This window comes from Kosakonia sp. 1610, assembly GCF_050435845.1.
Taxonomy (GTDB): domain Bacteria; phylum Pseudomonadota; class Gammaproteobacteria; order Enterobacterales; family Enterobacteriaceae; genus Kosakonia; species Kosakonia cowanii.
Window position 1 is genome coordinate 55,812 of record NZ_JBNDKZ010000005.1, and the last position, 21,688, is coordinate 77,499.

14 protein-coding genes and 1 pseudogene are annotated in these 21,688 nt (G+C 58.0%); 5 read left to right on the forward strand and 10 right to left on the reverse strand.

All coding sequences use genetic code 11. The features are described from left to right. The first annotated feature begins 133 nt into the window (after positions 1-133). Positions 134-532, forward strand: a complete 399-nt coding sequence (locus ABIC80_RS15095; protein ID WP_076769361.1) for a YdeI family stress tolerance OB fold protein — start codon at positions 134-136, stop codon at positions 530-532. A gap of 42 nt (positions 533-574) precedes the next feature. Here ABIC80_RS15095 and ABIC80_RS15100 read toward each other — a convergent pair whose 3' ends face one another. Further along, positions 575-1,333: an SDR family NAD(P)-dependent oxidoreductase gene (locus ABIC80_RS15100; protein ID WP_429177706.1), complete on the reverse strand. Its 759-nt coding sequence runs from the start codon at positions 1,331-1,333 to the stop codon at positions 575-577. A 118-nt stretch (positions 1,334-1,451) separates the two neighbouring features. Between ABIC80_RS15100 and ABIC80_RS15105 the strand changes: the two genes are divergently transcribed. The 3 genes from ABIC80_RS15105 to ABIC80_RS15115 all read left to right on the forward strand — a co-directional run bounded on the left by ABIC80_RS15105 (position 1,452) and on the right by ABIC80_RS15115 (position 5,034). Continuing rightward, a complete protein-coding gene (locus ABIC80_RS15105; protein WP_200580941.1) occupies positions 1,452-2,354 on the forward strand; it encodes a LysR family transcriptional regulator in 903 nt (300 codons plus the stop codon). Between the two features lie 112 nt (positions 2,355-2,466). After that, the gene (gene yhjD, locus ABIC80_RS15110; protein WP_370569036.1) at positions 2,467-3,447 is read left to right on the forward strand and encodes an inner membrane protein YhjD; all 981 of its coding nucleotides are present in this window, start codon (positions 2,467-2,469) and stop codon (positions 3,445-3,447) included. 270 nt (positions 3,448-3,717) lie between these two features. After that, positions 3,718-5,034, forward strand: a complete 1,317-nt coding sequence (locus ABIC80_RS15115) for an MFS transporter (protein ID WP_042713238.1) — start codon at positions 3,718-3,720, stop codon at positions 5,032-5,034. A gap of 38 nt (positions 5,035-5,072) precedes the next feature. On the opposite strand, the gene ABIC80_RS15120 is transcribed toward ABIC80_RS15115, so the two are convergent. Together ABIC80_RS15120 and pdeH are read right to left on the reverse strand one after the other, a co-directional pair. After that, positions 5,073-7,127: an AsmA family protein gene (locus ABIC80_RS15120; RefSeq protein WP_346440471.1), complete on the reverse strand. Its 2,055-nt coding sequence runs from the start codon at positions 7,125-7,127 to the stop codon at positions 5,073-5,075. 67 nt (positions 7,128-7,194) lie between these two features. Next, a complete protein-coding gene (gene pdeH / locus ABIC80_RS15125) occupies positions 7,195-7,965 on the reverse strand; it encodes a cyclic-guanylate-specific phosphodiesterase (protein ID WP_429177708.1) in 771 nt (256 codons plus the stop codon). Positions 7,966-8,196: 231 nt separating this feature from the next. Here pdeH and ABIC80_RS15130 point away from each other — a divergent pair, with 231 nt between their 5' ends. Continuing rightward, positions 8,197-9,126: a sugar kinase gene (locus tag ABIC80_RS15130; RefSeq protein WP_076769358.1), complete on the forward strand. Its 930-nt coding sequence runs from the start codon at positions 8,197-8,199 to the stop codon at positions 9,124-9,126. A 49-nt stretch (positions 9,127-9,175) separates the two neighbouring features. On the opposite strand, the gene ABIC80_RS15135 is transcribed toward ABIC80_RS15130, so the two are convergent. The 7 genes and pseudogenes from ABIC80_RS15135 to bcsB all read right to left on the reverse strand — a co-directional run bounded on the left by ABIC80_RS15135 (position 9,176) and on the right by bcsB (position 21,675). Continuing rightward, positions 9,176-9,550, reverse strand: coding sequence for a putative T6SS immunity periplasmic lipoprotein (locus ABIC80_RS15135; RefSeq protein ID WP_376746592.1), 375 nt, complete (start codon positions 9,548-9,550; stop codon positions 9,176-9,178). Positions 9,551-9,622: 72 nt separating this feature from the next. Further along, a complete protein-coding gene (locus ABIC80_RS15140; RefSeq protein ID WP_429177710.1) occupies positions 9,623-11,113 on the reverse strand; it encodes a M16 family metallopeptidase in 1,491 nt (496 codons plus the stop codon). Between the two features lie 216 nt (positions 11,114-11,329). Then, positions 11,330-12,616, reverse strand: a complete 1,287-nt coding sequence (locus tag ABIC80_RS15145) for a dicarboxylate/amino acid:cation symporter (RefSeq protein ID WP_023482021.1) — start codon at positions 12,614-12,616, stop codon at positions 11,330-11,332. Positions 12,617-12,829: 213 nt separating this feature from the next. Continuing rightward, positions 12,830-14,476: pseudogene (locus ABIC80_RS15150) on the reverse strand (EAL domain-containing protein); the annotation flags it as partial. Positions 14,477-14,695: 219 nt separating this feature from the next. Further along, positions 14,696-18,184 (reverse strand): cellulose synthase complex outer membrane protein BcsC, encoded by a 3,489-nt coding sequence (gene bcsC / locus ABIC80_RS15155; RefSeq protein ID WP_429177712.1) that lies wholly within the window; start codon positions 18,182-18,184, stop codon positions 14,696-14,698. After that, a complete protein-coding gene (bcsZ, locus tag ABIC80_RS15160) occupies positions 18,166-19,272 on the reverse strand; it encodes a cellulose synthase complex periplasmic endoglucanase BcsZ (RefSeq protein WP_367164686.1) in 1,107 nt (368 codons plus the stop codon). The genes bcsC and bcsZ overlap by 19 nt, the downstream gene beginning before the upstream one ends. A 6-nt stretch (positions 19,273-19,278) precedes the next feature. Continuing rightward, complete coding sequence (bcsB, locus tag ABIC80_RS15165) at positions 19,279-21,675, reverse strand: cellulose biosynthesis cyclic di-GMP-binding regulatory protein BcsB (protein WP_076769355.1); 2,397 nt, start codon at positions 21,673-21,675, stop codon at positions 19,279-19,281. Positions 21,676-21,688: the final 13 nt, after the last annotated feature.

Consider the following 21,688-nt stretch of genomic DNA (forward strand, 5'->3'; position numbering starts at 1 on the left):
AATATTCACGATATTTATTTTTTTAAGGGCGGCCGCTTTTTTTATAAGACCAGGAAAACAGATAAATCGCCTGTACAGTTGCCCGCTCTCTGCCAGGCTTAAAGTCGTGTACTGGTAACAATCAGGAGAAGTTATGAAAAAAATCGTGCTTTCCGCCTGCTTAGCAGCTCTCTTTTCGATGTCAGCATTTGCAGATGAGGCACCCGGCCTGAAAGCGGATAAAGCCCCGCCGCCGCCACATAAAATGGATGACGGTTACCGGGGCATTGAAGATGCGCGCAGCATGAACGTTAAACAGGCGAAGAGCCTGCATGACGGCGCGTCCGTCTCGCTGCGTGGCAATTTGCTGAAGAAAGAGGGGAACGATCTCTATCAGTTCCGCGATAAAACGGGCCATATCCAGGTGCAAATTCCGATGGCGGTGTTTGAAGGTAAATCCTTCTCACCGGACGATCTGGTGGGCATCAGCGGCTCGCTGGATAAAAAGCAGAAGCCCGTGCGCGTTAAAGTCACGCACTTCCAGGTGGAATAAGTGGCCGCCCGGTAGCCTTAACGCTGCCGGGCGTTATGCGCATTACAGGAACATCCCGCCAGAGACCTCCACCCGCTGCGCCGTCATCCATGCCAGCTTATCGCTCAGCAAGGCAGCAATCGCATCGCCAATATCATCCGGCTGCCCAACCCGCCCGAGCGCCGTCTGCGAAGCGATATAGTGGTGAACCTGCTCGTTGTCCCGCACCACGCCGCCGCTAAAATCGGTGGCAATCGCGCCTGGTGCGATGATATTTACCGCAATACCGCGCTCGCCCAGCTCTTTTGCCTGGTAGCGGGTCAGCACTTCCATTGCCCCTTTCACCGCCGCATAGCTGGCGCGTCCCGGCTGGCAAAAGCGCGTTAGCCCGGTGGAGACATTCAGAATGCGCCCGCCGTTTTTTATCAGCGGCAGCAGCTTCTGCGTCAGGAAGAAGGGGCCTTTAAAGTGGATGTTGACCATCTCATCAAACTGCGCTTCGCGCGTCTCGGCAAAAGCGGCCTGAATGCCGGTTCCGGCATTGTTCACTAAATAGTCGACGCTATCGCGCTGCCATACCGTTTGCAGCCGCTCCTGCACCTGAGAGACAAAATCATCAAATTGGCTGATATCGCCGACATTCAGCGCTAATGCTGTCGCCTTACTCCCTTTTCGCTCAATCTCATCCACGACTTTTTGCGCTTCAGCCTGGTTGGTGTTGTAGGTCAGGATGATGCCGATTCCGCTCGCTGCCAGTTTCAATACCGCGTTTTTACCCAGCCCGCGACTGCCACCCGTTACGATTGCGATTGGTTGTGTCATATAAACCCCTTTGTTGTTGATAACCTGCACAACAAAAAGCTTATTGGCTGCACGGTAAACAATAAAGGTGCTAAATTACGCTTTACTGTTTCATAAATAACAACAATAGTGCACAGTGATGGATAAAATTTACGCAATGCAGCTTTTTGTCCGCGTCGCGGAGCTTTCCAGCTTCTCTAACGCGGCGGAGTCGATGGGGTTACCAAAAGGAAGCGTGTCGCGCCAGATTCAGGCGCTGGAAACGGAGCTTGGCACGCAGTTGTTGCACCGCACCACGCGCCGCGTGCAGCTGACGCAAGATGGCATGGTCTATTACGAGCGGGCGAAAGATCTGTTGGCGAATATTGAGGAGCTGGACGGGATGTTCCTGCACGATCCCTCAAGTATCAGCGGGCGTTTGCGGGTGGATATGCCGGTCGCGGTGGCGAAAAATTTAGTGATTCCGCGGCTGCCCGATTTTTTGCAGCACTACCCCGGCATCGAGCTGGAACTGAGCAGCAGCGATCGGCTGGTGGATGTGATCCGCGAAGGGTTTGATTGTGTGGTGCGCGTTGGCACGTTGAAAGATTCTGGCCTGATTGCCCGCCAGCTTGGCAGGCTGTCGATGATCAACTGCGCCAGCCCCGATTATCTGGCGCGTTTTGGCTACCCGGAGTCGCTGGAGGATCTCTCCTCCCACGCGCTGGTACATTACGCCGTCAACCTCGGGGCGCGCCCGCAGGGCTTTGAAGTGTGGCTGGATAAGCAGACGCGCTGGGTGAAAACCGGCGGTATTCTCACCGTCAATAGTACCGAAACATACCACGCTGCCTGCGTGGCAGGGCTGGGCATTATTCAGGTGCCGCGCGTCGGCGTGCGCGAGGCGTTACGCAACGGAAAGCTGGTGGAGATCTTGCCGCAATATCGCGCCGAACCGATGCCGGTTTCGCTGATCTACCCGCACCGGCGCAACCTTTCGCGACGCGTACATCTGTTTATGGAGTGGCTCTCAACCGTGTTGAAGGATTATGTCGACCAGTAGCGACTATAATTCTGCATACCACACATTCAGGAGAAGGAAATAAAACCTGATGAAAACGGAAGATGTCGAAAAACGTCCCACGCAAGACCTTGAGTATGAGCCTGTCAGGAAGATGGCAGAAACACCGGAAAAGCCTGAAAAAGAGACCTCTGATAAAGATAGCGGGGCGATTGCCGCCGTGACCGATACGGCAAAGAAGATCCAGCGTAAACCGTTGGTGGCGCATCTTATTCGCGCTACAGAGCGCTTTAACGATCGGATGGGTAACCAGTTTGGCGCGGCGATTACCTACTTCTCCTTCCTGTCGATGATCCCCATCATGATGGTCTCGTTTGCCACCGCCGGGTTTATCCTCGCCTCGCATCCGACGCTGCTGCAGGACATCTTCAATAAGATCCTGCAAAGCGTCAGCGACCCCACCATGGCCTCGACGCTGAAAAATACGCTGCACATCGCCGTAGAGCAGCGTACGACCGTCGGGATTGTTGGTTTTGCTATCGCGCTCTACTCCGGGGTGAACTGGATGGGCAACCTGCGGGAAGCGATTCGCGCCCAGTCGCGCGATGTCTGGGAGCGTAACGCGCAGGATGAAGAGAAGATTTGGGTAAAGTACTTCCGCGACTTTATCTCGCTGATTGGCCTGCTGGTGGCGCTGGTGATCACCCTCTCCATCACCTCGGTGGCCGGGGCGGCGCAGGAGCTGATCATCTCCACGCTGCACCTTGATTACATCGACTGGCTGAAACCGGCCTGGGGGCTGATTGGCCTGATGATTTCGGTGCTCGCCAACTACCTGCTCTTCTTCTGGATCTTCTGGCGGCTGCCGCGCCATCGTCCGCGTAAGCGCGCGCTGATCCGCGGTACGTTTATCGCCGCGATTGGCTTTGAAGTGATCAAAATCGTTATGACCTGGACCCTGCCGTCGCTGGTGAAATCCCCCTCCGGCGCGGCATTTGGCTCGGTACTGGGTCTGATGGCGTTCTTCTACTTCTTCGCCCGCCTGACGCTTTTCTGCGCGGCGTGGATTGCCACTGCGCAGTATAAAGATGACCCACTGATGCCGGAAGGTCGCCGTCGTCGCACCGCTAAATAAGCTATCGGGCTGATAGATAGAATGAAAATATCAGCCCGATCCATAATTCCAGCATGAAAATCCAGTCCGTAACTTTTATTTAACCGAAAACCAGTTTTATCCACTAACTTCTAAAATGTGTGAAGCATTTCATAGATGTGAAATCACAGGTCTGAAAATTATTCGCTTTTTGCCGCTTTTTTGCCCGCCCGCCGGATTTGTTACAGATTGAAATAACGCTTTTGCTGTGGCTAATATGCTCGTTCGTTCGCCTAAAAATAAGAAAACATTATGCAAGCTACAGCTACAACCTTTGACAACGAGCAGGAAAATCCCCCGGTAAACTCGCGCAAAAAAGTCGTCGTCGCCTCGCTGATTGGCACCGCCATTGAGTTCTTCGATTTCTATATTTACGCCACCGCCGCGGTTATCGTTTTCCCGCATATCTTCTTTCCCCAGGGCGACACCACCGCAGCCACGCTGCAATCACTGGCAACCTTCGCTATCGCCTTTATTGCCCGCCCTATCGGCTCCGCCGTTTTCGGCCACTTTGGCGATCGCGTCGGGCGCAAAGTCACCCTCGTCGCTTCGCTGCTGACCATGGGTATCTCTACCGTCGCCATCGGCCTGCTGCCGGGTTATGAAACCATTGGCGTGATGGCACCGTTGCTGCTGGCGCTGGCCCGTTTTGGTCAGGGCTTAGGTCTGGGCGGTGAGTGGGGCGGCGCAGCGCTGCTGGCGACCGAGAACGCGCCGCCGCGTAAACGCGCGCTGTATGGCTCCTTCCCGCAGTTGGGCGCGCCTATCGGCTTCTTCTTTGCCAACGGCACCTTCCTGCTGCTCTCCTGGCTGCTGACCGATGAGCAGTTTATGCAGTGGGGCTGGCGCGTGCCGTTTATCTTCTCCGCCGTGCTGGTGCTGATTGGTCTCTATGTTCGCGTCTCGCTGCATGAAACCCCGGTCTTCGCCAAAGTGGCCGCCGCGAAGAAGCAGGTGAAGATCCCGCTTGGCACGCTGCTGACAAAACATGTGCGCGTGACGGTGCTGGGCACCTTTATCATGCTGGCGACCTATACGCTGTTCTATATCATGACCGTTTATTCGATGACCTTCAGCACCTCGCCGCAGGGCTTAGGTATGCCGCGCAATGAAGTGTTGTGGATGCTGATGATGGCAGTAATTGGTTTTGGCGTGATGGTGCCGATTGCCGGTCTGCTGGCGGATGCGTATGGGCGTCGTAAGAGCATGATTGTCATCACTACGCTTATCATTCTCTTCGCGCTGTTCGTCTTCCCGCCGCTGCTGGGTTCCGGTAGCCCGGCGCTGGTGATGACTTATCTGCTGATTGGCCTGAGCCTGATGGGATTGACCTTCGGCCCGATGGGCGCGCTGCTGCCGGAGCTGTTCCCGACGGAAGTGCGCTATACCGGTGCCTCGTTCTCCTATAACGTCTCGTCGATTCTTGGTGCTTCGGTAGCGCCTTATATCGCTACCTGGTTGCAGGCGAACTACGGCCTGATGTACGTCGGCTTCTACCTGGCGGCAATGGCGGGCTTAACCCTTATCGCCCTGCTGCTGACCCACGAAACCAAGCATCAATCCCTCTGATGATTCCCCCTCTTTGTTGCCAGAGAGGGGTTTTCCCTTTAGCGTTTCATCTGTGACAAAATCGTCTGGCACTGGTTCTCTTCGCCCTCCGACGGGGAGATCAGCGCCAGCAGCGCGGCGGCTGGCGTCACCAGCGTTGCCAGCGCGGCCGCCACTGCGCCACGGGCAATCAGCGGACCCGGTTTCACACCGGCCTGCGGGTTCTTAAAGCTACCGCGCACATAGAGCGGTGAACGCAGCGTCACGATGCGCACCCCTTTGCTCTCCGGGTTGATGGTCAGGTCGAGCTGTTCCGAAGCCATGCTGGCGGTGCCGGTAATGTTAATCAGCGCGTTTTCCGTATCGAAGGCGAAGATCTGCGGCCGGGCAACGCCGTTAACCAGATCGAGGTTAGCCGCCGCGCAGTTGACGCGCACTTCATCATCGCCAAACAGCTGGCCAACCACATAGTTCCCGACGTTGAGGCCGACAATCTCCATCAGGTTGCGGCTTATCAGCCCGTCGTTCATCAGCAGCTTCAGGTTACCGTTGCTGGTGCCGAGCAGGGCCGCTACCGAGTTGCCGACGCCGCGGAATTCAGCATCACCGTTCATCTCACCGAGGGTTTTCTGCATCAGTTCAACATCGGGCATCAGCTGTTTTAGCTTCAGCTTACGCGCCTGAATAGTGGCGCTACCCTGCATCGGCTTCTTATTCCCTTCGAGGTGAATGTTCGATGAGATAATGCCGCCCGCGAGGCCAAACTTCAGCGGTTGCAGGCGCAGGTCGGCGTTTTTCAGCAGGATATGGGTAGTAAGATCGCTAATCGGCAGCGAGGAGCCGTGCTCAATGCGGCGGCCTTTAAAGCGCACGTCGGCATCCATCACGTTCCACTTATCGGTTTCAAAGCGATCGTAAGGCAGCACTTTGTCGGCAGGCTGCACCGATTTCTCGCCCTTTTTCTGCTCCGATTTCTTCGACTGTTCGGCCCCTTTACCAGAATCGACGCCAATCAGCGGCCCAAGATCCGCCAGACGCAGCTGGCGCGACTCGACGTCGCCTTCCAGTTTCGGGCGCGGTTTGCCATTGGTATAAGTCAGCGTGCCGTGAATATCACTCTCGCCGATATGGCCGTTGAAGTTGCGATAGTCGTAGACCGCACCCTTGTCGCCGTTGAGTTTCGCCACCAGCCGGCCATCCGTTTCAAACGGTGGCGTATCGGGCAGCAGCACGCCGGTCAGCTCATAGAGATCGCCCAGCGAATCGCCGCCGAACTTCAGCTTCAGATCGACGCCGCCCATATTCATCGGATCTTTCACCGTGCCAACAAACGCCACGCGGGTATTACCGGAGCGGAAATCCGCCTGCACAGGGAACGGCGTCGTCTCGCTGCGCAGCGACAGCATACCGCCAATTTTACCCTCGCCGCTCAGCGGCTGGTCGTTGTAGCGCCCTTTCGCCTTCAGGCCAAAGACATAATCGCCCGCTTTGTTGCTGTCATCCTTTTTACCGGTTACTTCGCTGAACGGCAGCGGCTTACCCAGCGGATCGACCTGAATGGTCATGTCGGCGCGGCTTACCGCGTCATCAATGGCAATTCGTCCTTTATCAAACAGGATGTTATCGAGACGGAATGACCAGGAGGAGGGTTTAGCGTTGGCATCGGCGTTCTCATCCGCCGCGAGGGTAAAGGTCCAGTTGTTGAGCTTTTCCGAGCGGCGAATCAGCCGCGCATCGGGCTGTTGCAGCTTGATCCACGGCAGGTAAACGGTTTTGGTAAACAGCGCTAACGGCGAAATCGTCGCGTCTACGCGCGGCAGGTGCACCATGGTGATCTCATCGATCCCCGGCGGGTTACCCAGAATAATATCTTCGGCGTGAATATGCGGCCACGGGATCCAGCTGCGCCAGCCGGTCTCCTCTTTTTGCCGCGCCCAGTTAACGCCGAGATCGCCGCGGATCGCGAAGGGGCGATTCAGCTCAGTGGAGACTTTTTCATTGATGGTGGGTTTAAGCCGGTTCCAGTCAAATGTCGCAATGATGACGATGGCCACCACAATAACCAATAGCAGCGTCGACACAACCGCCGTCACTATTTTGCTCGTTCTTGTCATTGATATGCCTTTTCCTTTAAAGCCTTACCTCTCATAAAGATAGTAGACCTGACGGAAAGGGCAGCGGTTAAAGATCGAGTATTACATTCTCAAGATTGGCCAGCGGAACCGGACGCGAGAGGAAATAGCCCTGCGCGGCAAAGGCGGGCGAGTTTTGCACATCGCGCCACTCCTCCAGCGTTTCGACGCCTTCGACGATCACGCCCTGGCAGTAGTGGTTCATCAGTTGCAGCAGCAGGGTGAAGAGATTCTGCCCTTCCGACGTTTTGCGCAGCATCATAAAGAGCTCCCGCGCGATTTTGATGTAGTCATAACGCACTTCGCTCAGCGCGGAGAAGTTGGCCATGCCGGTACCAAAATCATCCAGCCATAGCGGGCCAATCTCGCAGATGGAAGCAAACGACGAGTCCTGCGGTAAGCCAATATGCTCCACCAGTTCGAAGCGGATCCACGGCAGTGAATCGACCAGCGCCATGACGTCACCATACTGCCGCATCGCCAGCAGCGTTGGGCCATCGACATTCACCGACGCCAGCACGCCGTGCTGTGCAAAGAAATCTTTCTGCTTCGCCAACAGCGCAAGCTGTTCATGCACCACATCAATACGCTGGCGCACCGGCACTTCTGAGAAGTAGCGATCGGGCGCGATACGTTTTTCCGGCTGCGAGGGGTGAGTTACTACGGTCAGCACTTCAATCGCCATCAGACGACCATCGGTTTTATAGATGGGCTGGTAAGTATACGCACGCTCGCACTGCAGCCAGTAACGGTGCTCGTGCAAGCTTTCGACATTCATATGAGGAATGTCTGGCGGCGTGTTGACCTGCTGTAACGTCATTTCTGCTGTCCTGTCGATGGGGATGATCTGGAGGAACTCGTCAACAGGTTATCGGCGGGTGTTCTGAGAACTTTACCTCGGGTTGCCCGGCAAAATGGAAAAAGCATAGCGTGCTAATTGCAGGTAATACGTCTTAGCTCAAAAAAATAGTGGAACGTTGTTTTAATATAGTTGACCACAAAACAGCCCCATCGCACACTAGCGATAATTTATCTGATTCAGGTTACGACTATGTCCAGGAAAATTGCCGTCATCGGCGAATGCATGATTGAGCTGTCACAAAAAGGCGCAGAAGTTAACCGTGGCTTTGGTGGCGACACGCTGAACACCTCTGTTTATATCGCCCGTCAGGTCAATCCGTCGGCACTGGCGGTGCACTACGTTACCGCGCTCGGTACCGACAACTTCAGCCAGCAGATGCTCGACGCCTGGCAGCAGGAGGCGGTTGATACCAGCCTGACGCAGCGTATGGAGAACCGTCTGCCGGGTCTCTACTACATCGAAACCGACAGCAGCGGCGAGCGCACCTTCTACTACTGGCGTAACGAAGCGGCGGCGAAATTCTGGCTGGAGAGCGAGCAGTCGGCGGAAATTTGCGAAAAACTGGCGACCTTCGACTACCTCTACCTGAGCGGCATTAGCCTGGCAATTCTCAGCCCCGGCAGCCGGGCGAAGCTTCTGTCGCTGCTGAAAGAGTGCCGCGCCAACGGCGGCAAAGTGATTTTCGATAACAACTACCGCCCGCGCCTGTGGGCGAGCAAAGAGGAGACCCGCGAGGTCTATCAGCAGATGCTCGCCTGCACCGATATCGCCTTCCTGACGCTGGATGATGAAGATCTGCTCTGGGGCGAGCAGCCTGTGGAAACGGTGATTGAGCGCACCCAGCAAGCGGGCGTCAGTGAAGTGGTGATCAAGCGCGGCGCGGACTCCTGCCTGGTGGCAATTGCCGGCGAAGCGGTGATTGAGGTCCCGGCGGTGAAGCTGCCGAAAGAGAAGGTGATCGATACCACAGCAGCGGGCGACTCCTTCAGCGCCGGTTACCTTGCCGTGCGCCTGACCGGCGGCGACGCTTCTGAAGCGGCGAAACGCGGACATCTTACCGCCAGCACCGTTATCCAGTATCGCGGCGCGATTATCCCGCGCGAGGCAATGCCGGAGTAATAACGTTAAGTCGCCCCGTCGTTATGCGGGGCGACCTGTTTTAGTTCTGTCACTCATTCACCACCAGCTTCTTGCCCTGCTTCGATACTGAAAATCGAGCCTCATATGAACGTAACCCTGTACCCACAGAGACGTTATATTTATTGCCCTCTTTGAAGGCAAAGCCTTCCAGGCCAGAAATGCATTTGCCAGGCTCAAGCAACTGCGGCGCTGTGGCATATGATTTTTCATAGACTTGCCGGGCGTTGGTGATATCCCAGACCCATATTTCCAGCGCCTTCTCTCCCGCATCGGGTTCTTCTACCGACACACAGAGCTGGTTATTTACCGCCGTAGATTGCGCGATGCGCATATTGATGCGATCGCCCATCGGGCAACCTGCGAGAAAGAGAGGTAGAAGGAGAGAGAGGTATTTCTTCACCACAACAGCCTTGTTTTAGATGAACTACTCTGGATATTCATTGGGGCCGCAGTTACGGCCCCATTTTATGCTTACTTACTGCTGCGGCGGGATATCCGACACATCCGGTCGCACATCCTCGCTGGCGGCGGCGGGCGCGGCGGTCTGCGGTTTCATCACCTCGTCCCACGTTGCCTGCAGATCCTGCATGTTATGCTCCGGCTCGCCTTTCGGCTGCATTAATACCAGCGTCATCTCCTGCGACAGCTGCTGGTGCAGATCCTGGTTCAGCATCTGCGGCGTCAGGTTGTCGAGAAAACGCTGGCGCAGTTTCTGATACTGCTCGGGCGCGATATCCACCACCTGGTTTTGCAGGGAGCGCATCCGCTGGCTGATGAGAATATCGGTATCGGCGCGCGCATAAGTGGCAAACAGCTTTTGCAGTTCGAGGGATTTCTGCGCAATCAGCGCCTTCAGCTCCTCTTCCGGCAGCCCTTTTTCCCGCACTTTCGCCAGCTCGCGCGCAATCACGCCGGTGTTGGCGTTCAGCTTGTCGTTTGGCGAATCAACGTTAATGGCGCACTGCGCACGCTGGAACAGCACGCGGCAGTCGAAGCCGAGGCTCAGATCTTTGGCATTGTTCTTGTTGAGGCTCTGCTGAACGTGCCAGAACAGCGCTTCACGGGCTAAATCTGCCCGCCAGTAGCGCTCCAGCTCCGCCGATTCGCGGATCGGCTGCCAGGCCGACTCCCACATGATCGACAGGCGATCCTGGGTGACCGCCTCGCTCATCAGGCTCACCGGCTGATGCGGCAGCGGCGAAAGCGTCGCCACCGGGGTCGGCGTATGGCGTTTGCCTTTCAGCTCGCCAAAGGTTTTGGTGATCTGCTCGGCGACTGCGCGGCTGTCGACGTTACCGACCACAATCAGCGTCATCGCATCCGGCGTGTACCATTTTTCATAGAAATCTTTCAGCTGTGCGGCATCGACTGGCGCTTTCACCTCGGCCGCCGGATCGTGGCTCAGCAGCGGCGACCCTTTCAGGCGGTAGCGCCACCAGCTCTCTTTGGTGTCGGCAGGCCAGGTCGCGACCATATCATTGCTGCTCAGCGCGTAATTTACCGTCTCTGGGGTAACGGTCAGTTTCCCGGCGGCATCGGCCAGGTAGACCATCGCCTCTTTCAGCAGATCGCTGCGGTTATTCGGCAGGCTGAGGTTATAGAGCGTGTATTCGTAGGAGACCAGCGCCGGCGGCAGCGGGCGTTTCGGGTCAATACCCTGTTGCCAGAGAGATCGCACCTGCGCCGGTTCGAGGCGGCCGCTATGGGTTAAGGCAACGCGGGGAATAACGTGACTGAAACCGCTCTGCTGCGCATTTTCGGTGAGCGAGCCGGTATCAATCGAGAGTCGGATTTCAATACGATCGCTGGGGCGCTGCGGAGTGGAGAGAACCTGCCACTGGAAACCATTCGCCAGCTTGCCTTGTTGCCATGCCGGATCGGGCTGGAGCGCCTCTGCCTGCACATAACCGGCCGCTGCCAACATCAGCAACCCGCCTGTTAACAATCGAATTTTTGTGCCCTGCATGAGAACCCCTAATCAACATTCCTGGTTAAAAAGTATGCCGCCCATAGGTCAATGGACAGACATAAAACACTCCGCTTTTAGACCGCAGGAAACGCAAAACGTCACAGCGCGAAGTGAAGAATCCCGAAAATTCAGCGTGAATTGTGACGGAAGCAAGGGGGTAATTATGCTTAGCTGCCCGTAGTCAGACAAGGACTACGGGCGTAAGTCTTGAAATTATGAAGAGATTTCTGACGTTTTTGCGGCGCTGGTTCGATTATTAAGCGTATCGTTGAGCTGTTTTTCATCCAGCTCTTTAACCCATTTCGCCACCACAATGGTCGCCACGCCGTTACCGACCAGGTTGGTCAGCGCACGCGCTTCGGACATAAAGCGGTCAATACCGAGGATCAGCGCCAGGCCCGCCACCGGCAGGTGGCCAACCGCAGAGAGCGTTGCCGCCAGCACGATAAAGCCGCTGCCTGTAACCCCGGCCGCCCCTTTGGAGGAGAGCAGCAGCACCACCAGCAGGGTGATCTGATGGAAAATATCCATGTGGCTGTTGGTCGCCTGGGCGATAAACACCGCCGCCATCGTCAGGTAGATAGAGGTGCCGTCCAGGTTAAACGAATAGCCGGTCGGGATCACCAGACCCACCACCGATTTGCGGCAGCCCAGGCGCTCCATCTTCTCCAGCATGCGCGGCAGCGCTGATTCGGAGGAGGAGGTGCCCAGCACAATCAGCAGCTCTTCGCGGATATAGCGAATGAATTTGAAGATGTTGAAGCCGGTGACGCGGGCGATAGTCCCGAGCACAATCACCACAAACAGAATACAGGTAGCGTAGAAGCAGATGATCAGCTGACCCAGCTGCACCAGCGACCCGACGCCATATTTGCCGATGGTGAAGGCCATCGCCCCGAACGCACCGATCGGTGCCAGGCGCATAATCATGTTGATGATGCCGAAAATCACCTGTGAGAAGCTTTCTATGACGTTAAAAATCAGCTGGCCTTTGTGGCCCAGGCGATGCAGGGCAAAACCAAACAGCACGGCGAAGAGCAGCACTTGCAGGATGTTGCCGCTGGCAAAAGCGCCAATTACGCTCGCCGGGATGACATCCATGATAAACGCCACAATCCCCTGCGACTGCGCCTGTTCGGCGTAGACCGCCACCGCCTTGGCATCGAGGGTGGAGGGATCGACGTTCATCCCTGCGCCGGGTTGCACGACGTTGACGATAATCAGGCCGATGATCAGCGCCAGCGTACTGACAATTTCAAAGTAGAGCAGTGCCACCGCGCCGGTACGCCCGACCGCTTTCATGCTCTCCATACCGGCAATACCGGTAACAACGGTACAGAAGATAACCGGCGCGATGATCATCTTGATGAGCTTCACGAAGCCATCACCAAGGGGTTTCATCTGTGCGCCGAGTTCAGGGTAGTAATGGCCAAGCAAAATACCGATAGCGATCGCTGTCAGGACCTGAAAGTAGAGACTTTTAAACAGGGAGGTTTTCATAAGGTGTCCTTGAGATTAACCTCAGGCTTTATAGGGTTTTCGGTTAGCCTGCGGATTAAAAATAACACCCGTCCTGAATGACAGAAATGTGCTTACGGCGTTTCCGAAACAAGAATGTTAAAAACTTTGAGCTGACTCGCACAATCTCGTAACAAAGTAACTATTTTAATCAACGCCCGCAGCGGCCAGATAGCGCTTCTCAAAGGCATCTGGCGATACCGCCTCATCCTTAGCGGAAAAGAGCTGACGTTCGCAGATATCGAGACGCAAACTCTGAGGCGGAAGGTCGTAGTGGCGCAGCCGCTCAGCAACACCGGCAACATTCGCCTGCTGCAACAGTGCCTCAGCAGGAAGCGCAACCGCCAACGGCAGCGTAATGCCCCGTGCCTGCCAGTCGGCCAGCAGGTGACACGCCTCTTCCAGCATCCAGTCGCACACTTTGCCCGTCAGCCCACAGGCCTCGATTTGCGCGAACAGTTCGGCGTCTGCGACCTCGTTATCATCAGACTTACGTAAACGCAGCAGCGCACGGGCGCTGACCACTTCGCTATCCGGCTGCGCGCGCAGCGGTTGCAGCCAGAGCGCAAAACGCTGCTGCTCAAGAGCAGAGAGAAGGTCAGCTTCCTGCGACAGCCAGTTATGAGCCGCTTCGCGCTGCTGCGCATCGAAGAAGTGGATCTGGTTTTTGCCATTTCGCTGGGCGGCGGCAAGCGCGGAAGTGGCCTGCTGCATAAGCACCTGCGCGGAGTGCGTGCTGCCCGTCATCGCCACCCCAAGGTTGGCGTGCGGGCGCAACTGAATGCCCTTCAGCGGCACACGCTCGTTGATAACAGTGAGCACTTGCTTACTTAATTTCATCGCCTGCCAGGGCTGCTGAATGGCGGGCGCGAAGAGGGCAAAATCGCTGATATTAAGCTGCGCCAGCAGCATACCCGGCGACAGCACCGATTTAAGCTTTTCCACCAGCGTCAGCAGCAGCACTTCACGCTGATCTTCATGCAGCACCCCGGCGGTGTCGCGCAGGGTGTCGCTGGAGATTATCAACAGCGCCGCGCGCGCATCGGCGGTGACGGCCTGCTCAAGCAGCGCCAGCAGGACGGCTTTATTCGGCAATTCGGAGACCGGGAAGCGCACCGTTTGCGTATGGCTCTCCTCCTGCTGATGCTGTAGCTGCTGCTGGTTGCGGTTATAGCTGCGCACGATGCGGCCAATTTCATCATCTTTATGATGGCGCGGCAGCGGCAACTGGTGACCAGGCAGCGCCTGCGGCGGGATCTCATCCAGTTCGCGGGCGATTTTACGCAGCGGATGCATCACCAGCCGGTTGATACACCAGGTGAGCGCCACGGTCAGCATTAACGTCAGCAGTAAGTAAGCCGTCACTAACGTCGACAGGGTACTGATCACAAACTTATAGACGCGGTACGAGTCTGCCTGCAGCACAAGGTAGGCCAGCGGCTGCGGGTTGACCGGGCGCTCAAGCGAGTAGATAGGCAGTGAAATCTGGATCGGCAACTCAAACATGCGGGTAATGGTCACCGGCACCGGGCGCTCGGGAATAAAGCGCATGCGCAGCGCCTGGAACTGGTTAGGCAGCATCACGTCGGCGCGGCTTACCACCCCGGCGGGTTTAATCTGTTTGATGATCGCTTCGGCTTCAGGAATATCCGCCTTTAAAATTGCCGCCGAGAGGGGTTCGCGCACAGAGCGGGCGATGCTTTCCAGTTGCGTAGCCGTGTTATAGCGATTCTGCTGCAGGAAATGGAACAGCAAAATAACGCAAAAAATAAGCACAAAGAACATGGAGACAACAGCAACCATGGCCATTTGTTTGATGGTTAAAGAACGGCTAACACGCAAAATCACTCTCCAGAGAAACAATCGGCGCAGAGGATGGGTCAGGATGACTCTGCCGCCAGAGTATACTCTATCGCAGGGCGATTAAGATAAGGGGCTACGCAGATTCTCATTGGCCCACGAGTGGCGCAAAAAGATGTAATAACCTTTTGAATCTTATGCGATTAACCGCCGCGCAACGCAGCCGATGCGCGGCGATCTTCCGCCAGGAATAGTCTATTTTTACCAGTCGGCCTGCGGCACCAGCGGTTGCAGCGGCATATCCATGTCGCCCTGCCAACCCGCGCCAGAGTAGCGCACATAAATCATCCCGTGGCTTGGGGTGTAATCTTTCGCCTGCTGAATATCAATACCCGCACCGACAAACCAGTTGTTGGTCACCCGCCGTTCGACCAGCGCCCGCGCCGTATAACCAAAGCCGTTACTGTGGCTTCCCGTCTCCGGCACACCGCGCAACTGGTCGCGGAAATCAGCCGGAAGCAGGCCAGCCCGCGGATAGCGCGGCATGGTTTTATTACGCGAATGAGACCACGACGCGGAACCGCCCAGTTCCCACGACCAGTTCTCCGTGCGTTGACGCCACAGCACCGGCACCGCGAACGAGAGGTACTCCTGCGGGCTGTAGTAACCGCCCTGGCCCAGCGTGTAGTTGCTCAGGTCTTTATCGTAGTGCCAGATCATGTTGTTCAGGCCGACGGTAACGCGCCGATTGTTCTCGTTAATCAGCTTGTAGTAGTAGCCGGTCATCCAGCGCACGCGCCAGTTATCGTCGACGTTTTTCCCCTGCAGCGTATCCGCGCCGAGGCTTGCCCAGACGCCGTTCGCTTCACCCTTATCGTAACTGAGGCTCAGCGTCGCGCCGTTGGCGCGCACCCCGCCCCAGGTTTTCCCGGTGTTGGGATCTTTCTGACCGCCAAAGGCCAGTAGCGAACTGGAGATAGCGCGACGGTGCAGATCAACGGTGTAACCGAGCGGCCCGACATCTCCGCTGTAGCTCACGCCGCCAACCACATCGACAACGTTAAAGCCCATCGGCGTGGTGCCGATATCCATCCCCCAGCGTTCGTTACGCCAGCCTGCGCCGAGACTGACGCCGCGATCGGACTGATGGCGGTTACCGCCCACGCAATCAATGTCTCCACAGGTACCAAAGTTCGGGCTGTAGGTACCATCGGCATTCTGGCTGAAGGTACCAACATCCATATCCACCATGTCGGCGCGCAGCAACAGCCGCCCGTCCGCCAGCGGCGTATCCGCCTGCAACATGGTGGTGTGGCCTTTCAAATCGGAATAGCCGCCGGTGCCGCTGGAGCCGGAGTACTCATGTTGCAGCGTGACGTTGAGATCCTGCTGGCGATAGAGATCCGCCGCATCGCTGCGCACGCCGCGCTTCAGCCAGTCATCGCGCTCATCGTTGCGCGTCAGGCGAGTAAAGGTGTCGTTATCGGCAGGGCGCTGCGGTGTAATGCCTGCGGCGACCATCGCCTCTTTATAGTGCTCCAGCGCCTGTTGCGGCGCGCCGTTCTGCGCCTCAAACCGTGCGGCATCGCGCAGCACCAGCGCGCTCTCCATCGACGGCGGCTGTGCTTTGGCCTGCGGCACAATGGCGCTGAAAATGCGTCGTGCGCTGGCGCTATCGCCAAGCTGATTCTCTACCAGCGCCAGTCGCCGCTGGGTGTTGATCGAGGGCGGTTCACCGCTGGCTGAGGCGGCAGGCAGTTTCGCCAGCTGCGCCCGCGCCGCCAGCGGATTGCCGCTGTAGGCATAGAGTTCAGCCAGCCCGAGCAGAGCCTCTTCGTTAGCCGGTTCCCGCTTGAGCGCACGCTGGTAGTAATCCTGCGCCTCGGTGGCATCGCCGCGCTGCTGCGCCCAGTCGGCAAGGGTTAAATCGAGCCGCGTGCTCGCCGGCTGCTGGGTTAACAGCGCGATGGCCTCATCTTCGTGGCCGCTGTCGCGCAGGCGGTTCGCCCGCTCCAGCAGTTGGTTGCTTTGCAGCCGGTCGGCCAGCTCCTGGATATTGCTGTTCCACTGCGCCTTCGGCAGCGTGTTGAGGTGATCCAGCGCCGCCTGCGCCCGCTCGGTGCCGGAGAGATAGAGCCCGTAGGCGTAAACCTGCTCCGCATCGCCCGCTTTCTGCGTCGCCAGTTGCCGCATCAGGTTGTCCGCTTCGCTCGCCTGCCCGGCCTGGCGCAGATCGCTCGCCAGCCGGTAGGTGATCCAGACACTGCCCGGATCGAGCGCCAGCCGCTGGCGTTGCAGCGCGGCGGCCTGCGCCCACTCGCCTTTACTCTCCAGCGCTTCGGCCTGCTGCGCTAAGCGGTCATTATTCAGGCCGCGTTCAATATCGTCGATGCTGCGCCGCTGGCTGGCGTTAAGGGAGCGGATAAAGCTTTCGGCTTTTTCCGGCGACTCGGCGCGGTAAATATTGGCCAGCCCGCGCACGGCATTGGTGTTTTCACTGTCCATGCGCAGCGCCTGGCGGTAGAAGGTTTCCGCCGCGGCGTTATCTTTGCGCGCCGCCGCCGCGTCACCGAGGCCGAGCACCGCGTAGCTGTCGCTGTTATCCGTTGCCCTTGCCTGCTGGTAGTAACGCTCGGCCTGCGCCGGATTATTGGCTTTTAACGCCGCATCGCCCTGCTGGATCAGCAGCCAGTAGCGGTTGGTTTGCAGCAGGCTGTCCCACTTGCTGCGATTGCCGCTGTTCGGATCCATGGCGATCGCTTTTTCAAACTGCGCCACTGCGCGGGCGCGATCGCCGCGTTGGGAATAAGCCTGGCCCAGCGCGCCGACGGCTTCGCTGTCGGCACTGTTAGCATTAACCGCCTGCTGTAGCTCACCAATCGCTTTCCCACCCTGACCGGCATCGACTGCCGCAAGACCGGTGGCACGGGCGCGAAACGCCGGGTCAGCCAGCTGTTTTTGCTGCGCCGCCAGCAGGGAACGGGCGTTATCGACCGTGTCGCCAGCGGAGAAGAGAGTCAGAAAATGTTGTAGCGCTTTCACGCTGGCGTCGCTAACCGGCATGCGCTGGATCTGCTGATACCAGAGCCCGGCTGCGGTGTCGCGCCCGGCGTTCGATTTCGCCATCTCCTCCAGCAGCGCGTAGCCCTCGGCATCGCGCCCGTCGGCAAACAGCATCTGCGCCAGTCCGCCCTGCAACTGTGCATTGCCGGGGTTACGGCTGTTCAGCGCCTGCAATCGGCTGACCGCCTCGTTGTGGCGCGCAGGCACTTTTGCCACCAGCAGCCAGTACTCAACGGCGATATCGCCCTCCGGCGGGTTGCCTTTAAACAGCGCGTCATAGGCGGCAATCGCCTCTTGCGTGTGGCCGGTGGTGGCCTGTAAACGCGCCTGTTGCAGCGCCTGGCGGCCTTCAGCCGAGGAGAGCGCCATGGTGGTAACCGACGCTTTATAGGCGCTGGAGTCCGGTGCCAGCTGCTTTAAGCGGTCGAGCTGTTTCTGCGCACCGGCACTGTCGCCCTGGCGCAGCAGATAGCGCATACGCGCCGCCACCACTTCAGGGTTATCGGGGTCGATCAGTTCAAGGCGATAGAGCGACTGGCGCACCAGATCTTCGCGGCGGGCGCTTTCACCCAGACGCACCTGCGAGAGCAACTGCTGCTGCGCGCTGGTCGGCTCGGCCGCCCCGGCGGCAGGTGCCAGCGAGAGGCCGATTGAAACACAAAGAAAACTTACGACGAACTTGTGCATTCCGCGCCCCAGTCAGGTTGTAACTCACCGCGAGGGGTGAAACGAAAACGGTGTTGATCCCAGCCCTGGCCGAACAGCGTCAGCACCGCGCTGAAGTAGGCATCATCGCCAGGATAGTGGTCAGCAACGCGCTGGCGCTGCACGGCCTGCGCGTCACGATCCTGCAAGAAGGGAAGCATCGAGGCGGAAAAACCGACCGGGCCATCGCCGCGGATCTGCCCGCTGGCTACATCCACCTTCTCCGGCACCACGCCATTTTTAATGGTGGCGGTCGCCATCGGCTTCAGTTTGTTGAGCAGGCGCGCTTTCTGCGGATCGGCATCGTTCATCATGCCGACCCAGAGATAGACGCGGATGGCATCGTAGCTGCTGACCAGCGTTTTACCCGGCTGCAACTGCCACCCTTTACCCTTCTCATAGCGCACCCAGTCCGGCGAGAAGCCTTTCGGCGCGGTCTCCAGCAGCAGGCGCAGGTTGGTTTCACGCAGCGTCGACCACGGCGCGCCAAAGCGGGTGAAGTAGCTCGCCAGCTGCGGCGGGAGATAGCTCGGATTAAAGCGCCACGTTGTCGGTTCGGCAAAACTGACCTTGCCCGGCAGCAGCATGGAACCGAGCCCCGGCACCGTCACCACTTCCTCTTTCGCAATCCGTGTCAGCAGGGATTTGCCCAACTGGCTGTAGCGATCCTCTTTCCATAGCCTGCCCGCCTCCAGCAGCGACCAGGCGATCCAGATATCGGCGTCAGAGGCAGAGTTGGTGTCGAGCACTTCCCAGCCGTTATCGGCCTTCTTGCCCCATAGCCAGGCGGGAAGCTGCTTGTTCAGCGAGCCTTCGGCGAGATTATCTTCGGTCCAGCGCAAAACTTTATCGAACATGGCGCGATCGTTAGCCGCCAGCGCGAAGAAGAGTGCATAACTCTGCCCTTCCGAGGTGGTGATTTTGCGCGAATCGCTCGGGTCGATAACGCGCCCGCCGTCGCTGATATAGGCCTGTTTAAAGTGGTCCCAGGCCGGCCAGTTACAGGCGGCGCGAACGTTCATCGCCGCCATCACCAGCATCGCCATCACCACCCAGCGTACGCTTTTCATTACCGTTTACTCATGATCCGAAGGGTCAAGACGGCGGCGGCTAATGATACGCAGCAGGCGCCACAGCACCCACGCCATCAACACCACACAGACCGCAGCCAGCACCGCCAGCAGCACCGGATGGTTCGCCAGCGCATACCAGATGCGCTCAAACCACGGCAGGTGGCCAACATAATAAATATCGCCAACGCGCAGGCCATTTACCCCCGATTCACGGATCACCGTCACCGAGCCGTAGATCGCCGCGCGCTTGCCGCTGTCGTTAATCGCGCCGTTCAGCAACTCATAACCGCGCGGGCTGTCAGCAAGCAGCGCTACCACGCTACGCTGGTCGTTGTAGGGTGACTGGAAGCCGATAATCGCCGCCATCGGGCCATCGGAGGTAATGCCGGTTTGCGTATCGGCCTGGCGGTCGGCGGCATCCGGCACAATCGAGGCGAACGGCGTCTGGCGCAGCGGGGTTTTTACCCAGCTCTGCGCGGCATTCACCAGCAGATCGATATGCTTATCATCTTTCAGCTCAGGCGGAATGGCACCGATAATCATGATATCGGCGTCTTTATCCTTGATCTGGTTGCCATCGCTGGTTAACTGTACGTTAATTGCCGGGAAACCGGTCTGCGCGCCTACCGTGCCCAACGAGTCAAGCAGCGTGGAGACCTGTGCCGGGGTCGGCTGCGGCGGCGTCACAACGATGGTTTGCGACAGATCCGCCATGCGGCTGAACGGGAAGCCCGCATTGGCAAAGGCACGTAAATCCGGCATCGCGAGGAAGTGGTAATACTTCGAGAAGTCGATGGTGGAGTCATCGCCAATCACCACGCGGTTCGGCACCTGCTGGAAAGTAACGCAGTTATCAATCGTGCCGCCCGGCATCGGGTTCATATACTGGAAATCGAAGCGTAGCTGGTTCACCGCGCCGAGTTTCAGCGCCGGAATGGAGACATCAGTTTTGCTGTCGAGCAGCCCTTGCAGCACCGGCAGACGCAGCAGCAGGTTGTTGCTCTCCTGGGTGCCGGTCAGGTTGAAGTATTGCAGGAACTGGTTATTCAGGCTGATATCCATCCGCGAGCCATCTTTGGTCGGCGGGGCGGTATAGCGATAGTTGAGGTTCATGTCTATGCCGGTGCTGCGCAGCAGATAGAGATCCGGCGGCAGGTTCAGCGACAGGTTGATGGACGACGGCTGCAGGCCGGTCGCCTGCAACTGCTCTTCGTAGCCTTTCAGCTCGCCGAAGGTCACCGCGCGATCGGTGCGCACCCAGTTTGGCGCATCGTAAGGCTGGCGGGCCAGCAGCGGTTTCACCTCATCCACCGTCACGCTCTCGCCGCGGAACAGCACATTGCCCTGGGCAATGCCTTTCGCCGCCTGCAGTAGATCCTTATCGTCACGCCCGCTGATCACCAGCAGCTTCAGGTAAGGGTTGTTCGGGTGGTTAACCATTGAGATGGTCGGCCCCTTCGCCGGCGGCAAATCTTTAAGGAAATCAGGACGCTTATCGTTGGTGGCAAAGATAATGGCGTTGCTCTCCGGCAGCGCGTTATAGGAGACCGGGAAGGTCTGCCCGCGCCAGCCGGTGCGTGAACCGAACCACGAGGCGACAATCGCCGCCGCCTGCTGCTGCGCGATATCCGGCGCGCTGGCGAAGACTACCGGCAAGGTCAGCGGGCGGTTATCGCGCGGGTCGTAGAACGGGATCGGGAAGTGGGAGAGATCGTTTTTCACCGACAGCTTCTGGTAGGTGAGATCCAGCGAACTGCTGCGCCCGATATCGAGCCACAGCGTTGAGCTGGCCGGGTTTTCACACACATCGCGATAGTGGCCGACAAACTCCAGCCGCACGCGGTTAAAGTCGGTGATAAACAGCGGGTTGATCGGCATCTGCGCCTGGGTTTTCTTACCCAGCTGCTCTTTAGTCACTGGCAGCACGCCCATCAGCTCATCGTTGAGATAGACCTTCAGCTGCGACTGCACCGGTAACAGCGACGGCGACGGCGTGTACTCGAGGTTGAGCACCGCATTCGATACCACTTCATCGCTACGCGTGCCGAACTCAATCCCGCCATTCGGGTTGATACCGCGCAGCACCATGCTGCCCGGCGGCGGCGCAATCTCGGCGAAGGTGAGCTTCACATCGCGCGACGGCGCATTGGCGGCCACCACGGGCGCATTCGCCCCCTGCACGCCCGGCATCACCTGGCCGATAACGGTCTGGCCTTCGGTCGGCATGGTTGGCGTAACGCTCTCCGTCTCTCCCGGCGCAGGCGTGACCACCGGTTGAGTCGCTGGCGCGACGGCGGGCACGCTCGGCGCGGGTTGCGCAGGCGCTGCGTGGGTCATCATTGGGGCCAGCGTGCTCATCCCCACTGCCACTGCACACATCCAGGATAATTTTCTTTTCATCGCGTATTCATCA

What these genes read in the sequence shown, in the direction of transcription:
- ABIC80_RS15145 (WP_023482021.1), bottom strand. Translation starts at nt 12,616, where the DNA reads ATGAAAACCTCCCTGTTTAAAAGTCTCTACTTTCAGGTCCTGACAGCG.
- ABIC80_RS15095 (WP_076769361.1), top strand. Translation starts at nt 134, where the DNA reads ATGAAAAAAATCGTGCTTTCCGCCTGCTTAGCAGCTCTCTTTTCGATG.
- ABIC80_RS15130 (WP_076769358.1), top strand. Translation starts at nt 8,197, where the DNA reads ATGTCCAGGAAAATTGCCGTCATCGGCGAATGCATGATTGAGCTGTCA.
- bcsB (WP_076769355.1), bottom strand. Translation starts at nt 21,675, where the DNA reads ATGAAAAGAAAATTATCCTGGATGTGTGCAGTGGCAGTGGGGATGAGC.
- bcsC (WP_429177712.1), bottom strand. Translation starts at nt 18,184, where the DNA reads ATGCACAAGTTCGTCGTAAGTTTTCTTTGTGTTTCAATCGGCCTCTCG.
- pdeH (WP_429177708.1), bottom strand. Translation starts at nt 7,965, where the DNA reads ATGACGTTACAGCAGGTCAACACGCCGCCAGACATTCCTCATATGAAT.
- ABIC80_RS15115 (WP_042713238.1), top strand. Translation starts at nt 3,718, where the DNA reads ATGCAAGCTACAGCTACAACCTTTGACAACGAGCAGGAAAATCCCCCG.
- yhjD (WP_370569036.1), top strand. Translation starts at nt 2,467, where the DNA reads ATGGCAGAAACACCGGAAAAGCCTGAAAAAGAGACCTCTGATAAAGAT.
- bcsZ (WP_367164686.1), bottom strand. Translation starts at nt 19,272, where the DNA reads ATGAAAAGCGTACGCTGGGTGGTGATGGCGATGCTGGTGATGGCGGCG.
- ABIC80_RS15100 (WP_429177706.1), bottom strand. Translation starts at nt 1,333, where the DNA reads ATGACACAACCAATCGCAATCGTAACGGGTGGCAGTCGCGGGCTGGGT.
- ABIC80_RS15120 (WP_346440471.1), bottom strand. Translation starts at nt 7,127, where the DNA reads ATGACAAGAACGAGCAAAATAGTGACGGCGGTTGTGTCGACGCTGCTA.
- ABIC80_RS15140 (WP_429177710.1), bottom strand. Translation starts at nt 11,113, where the DNA reads ATGCAGGGCACAAAAATTCGATTGTTAACAGGCGGGTTGCTGATGTTG.
- ABIC80_RS15105 (WP_200580941.1), top strand. Translation starts at nt 1,452, where the DNA reads ATGGATAAAATTTACGCAATGCAGCTTTTTGTCCGCGTCGCGGAGCTT.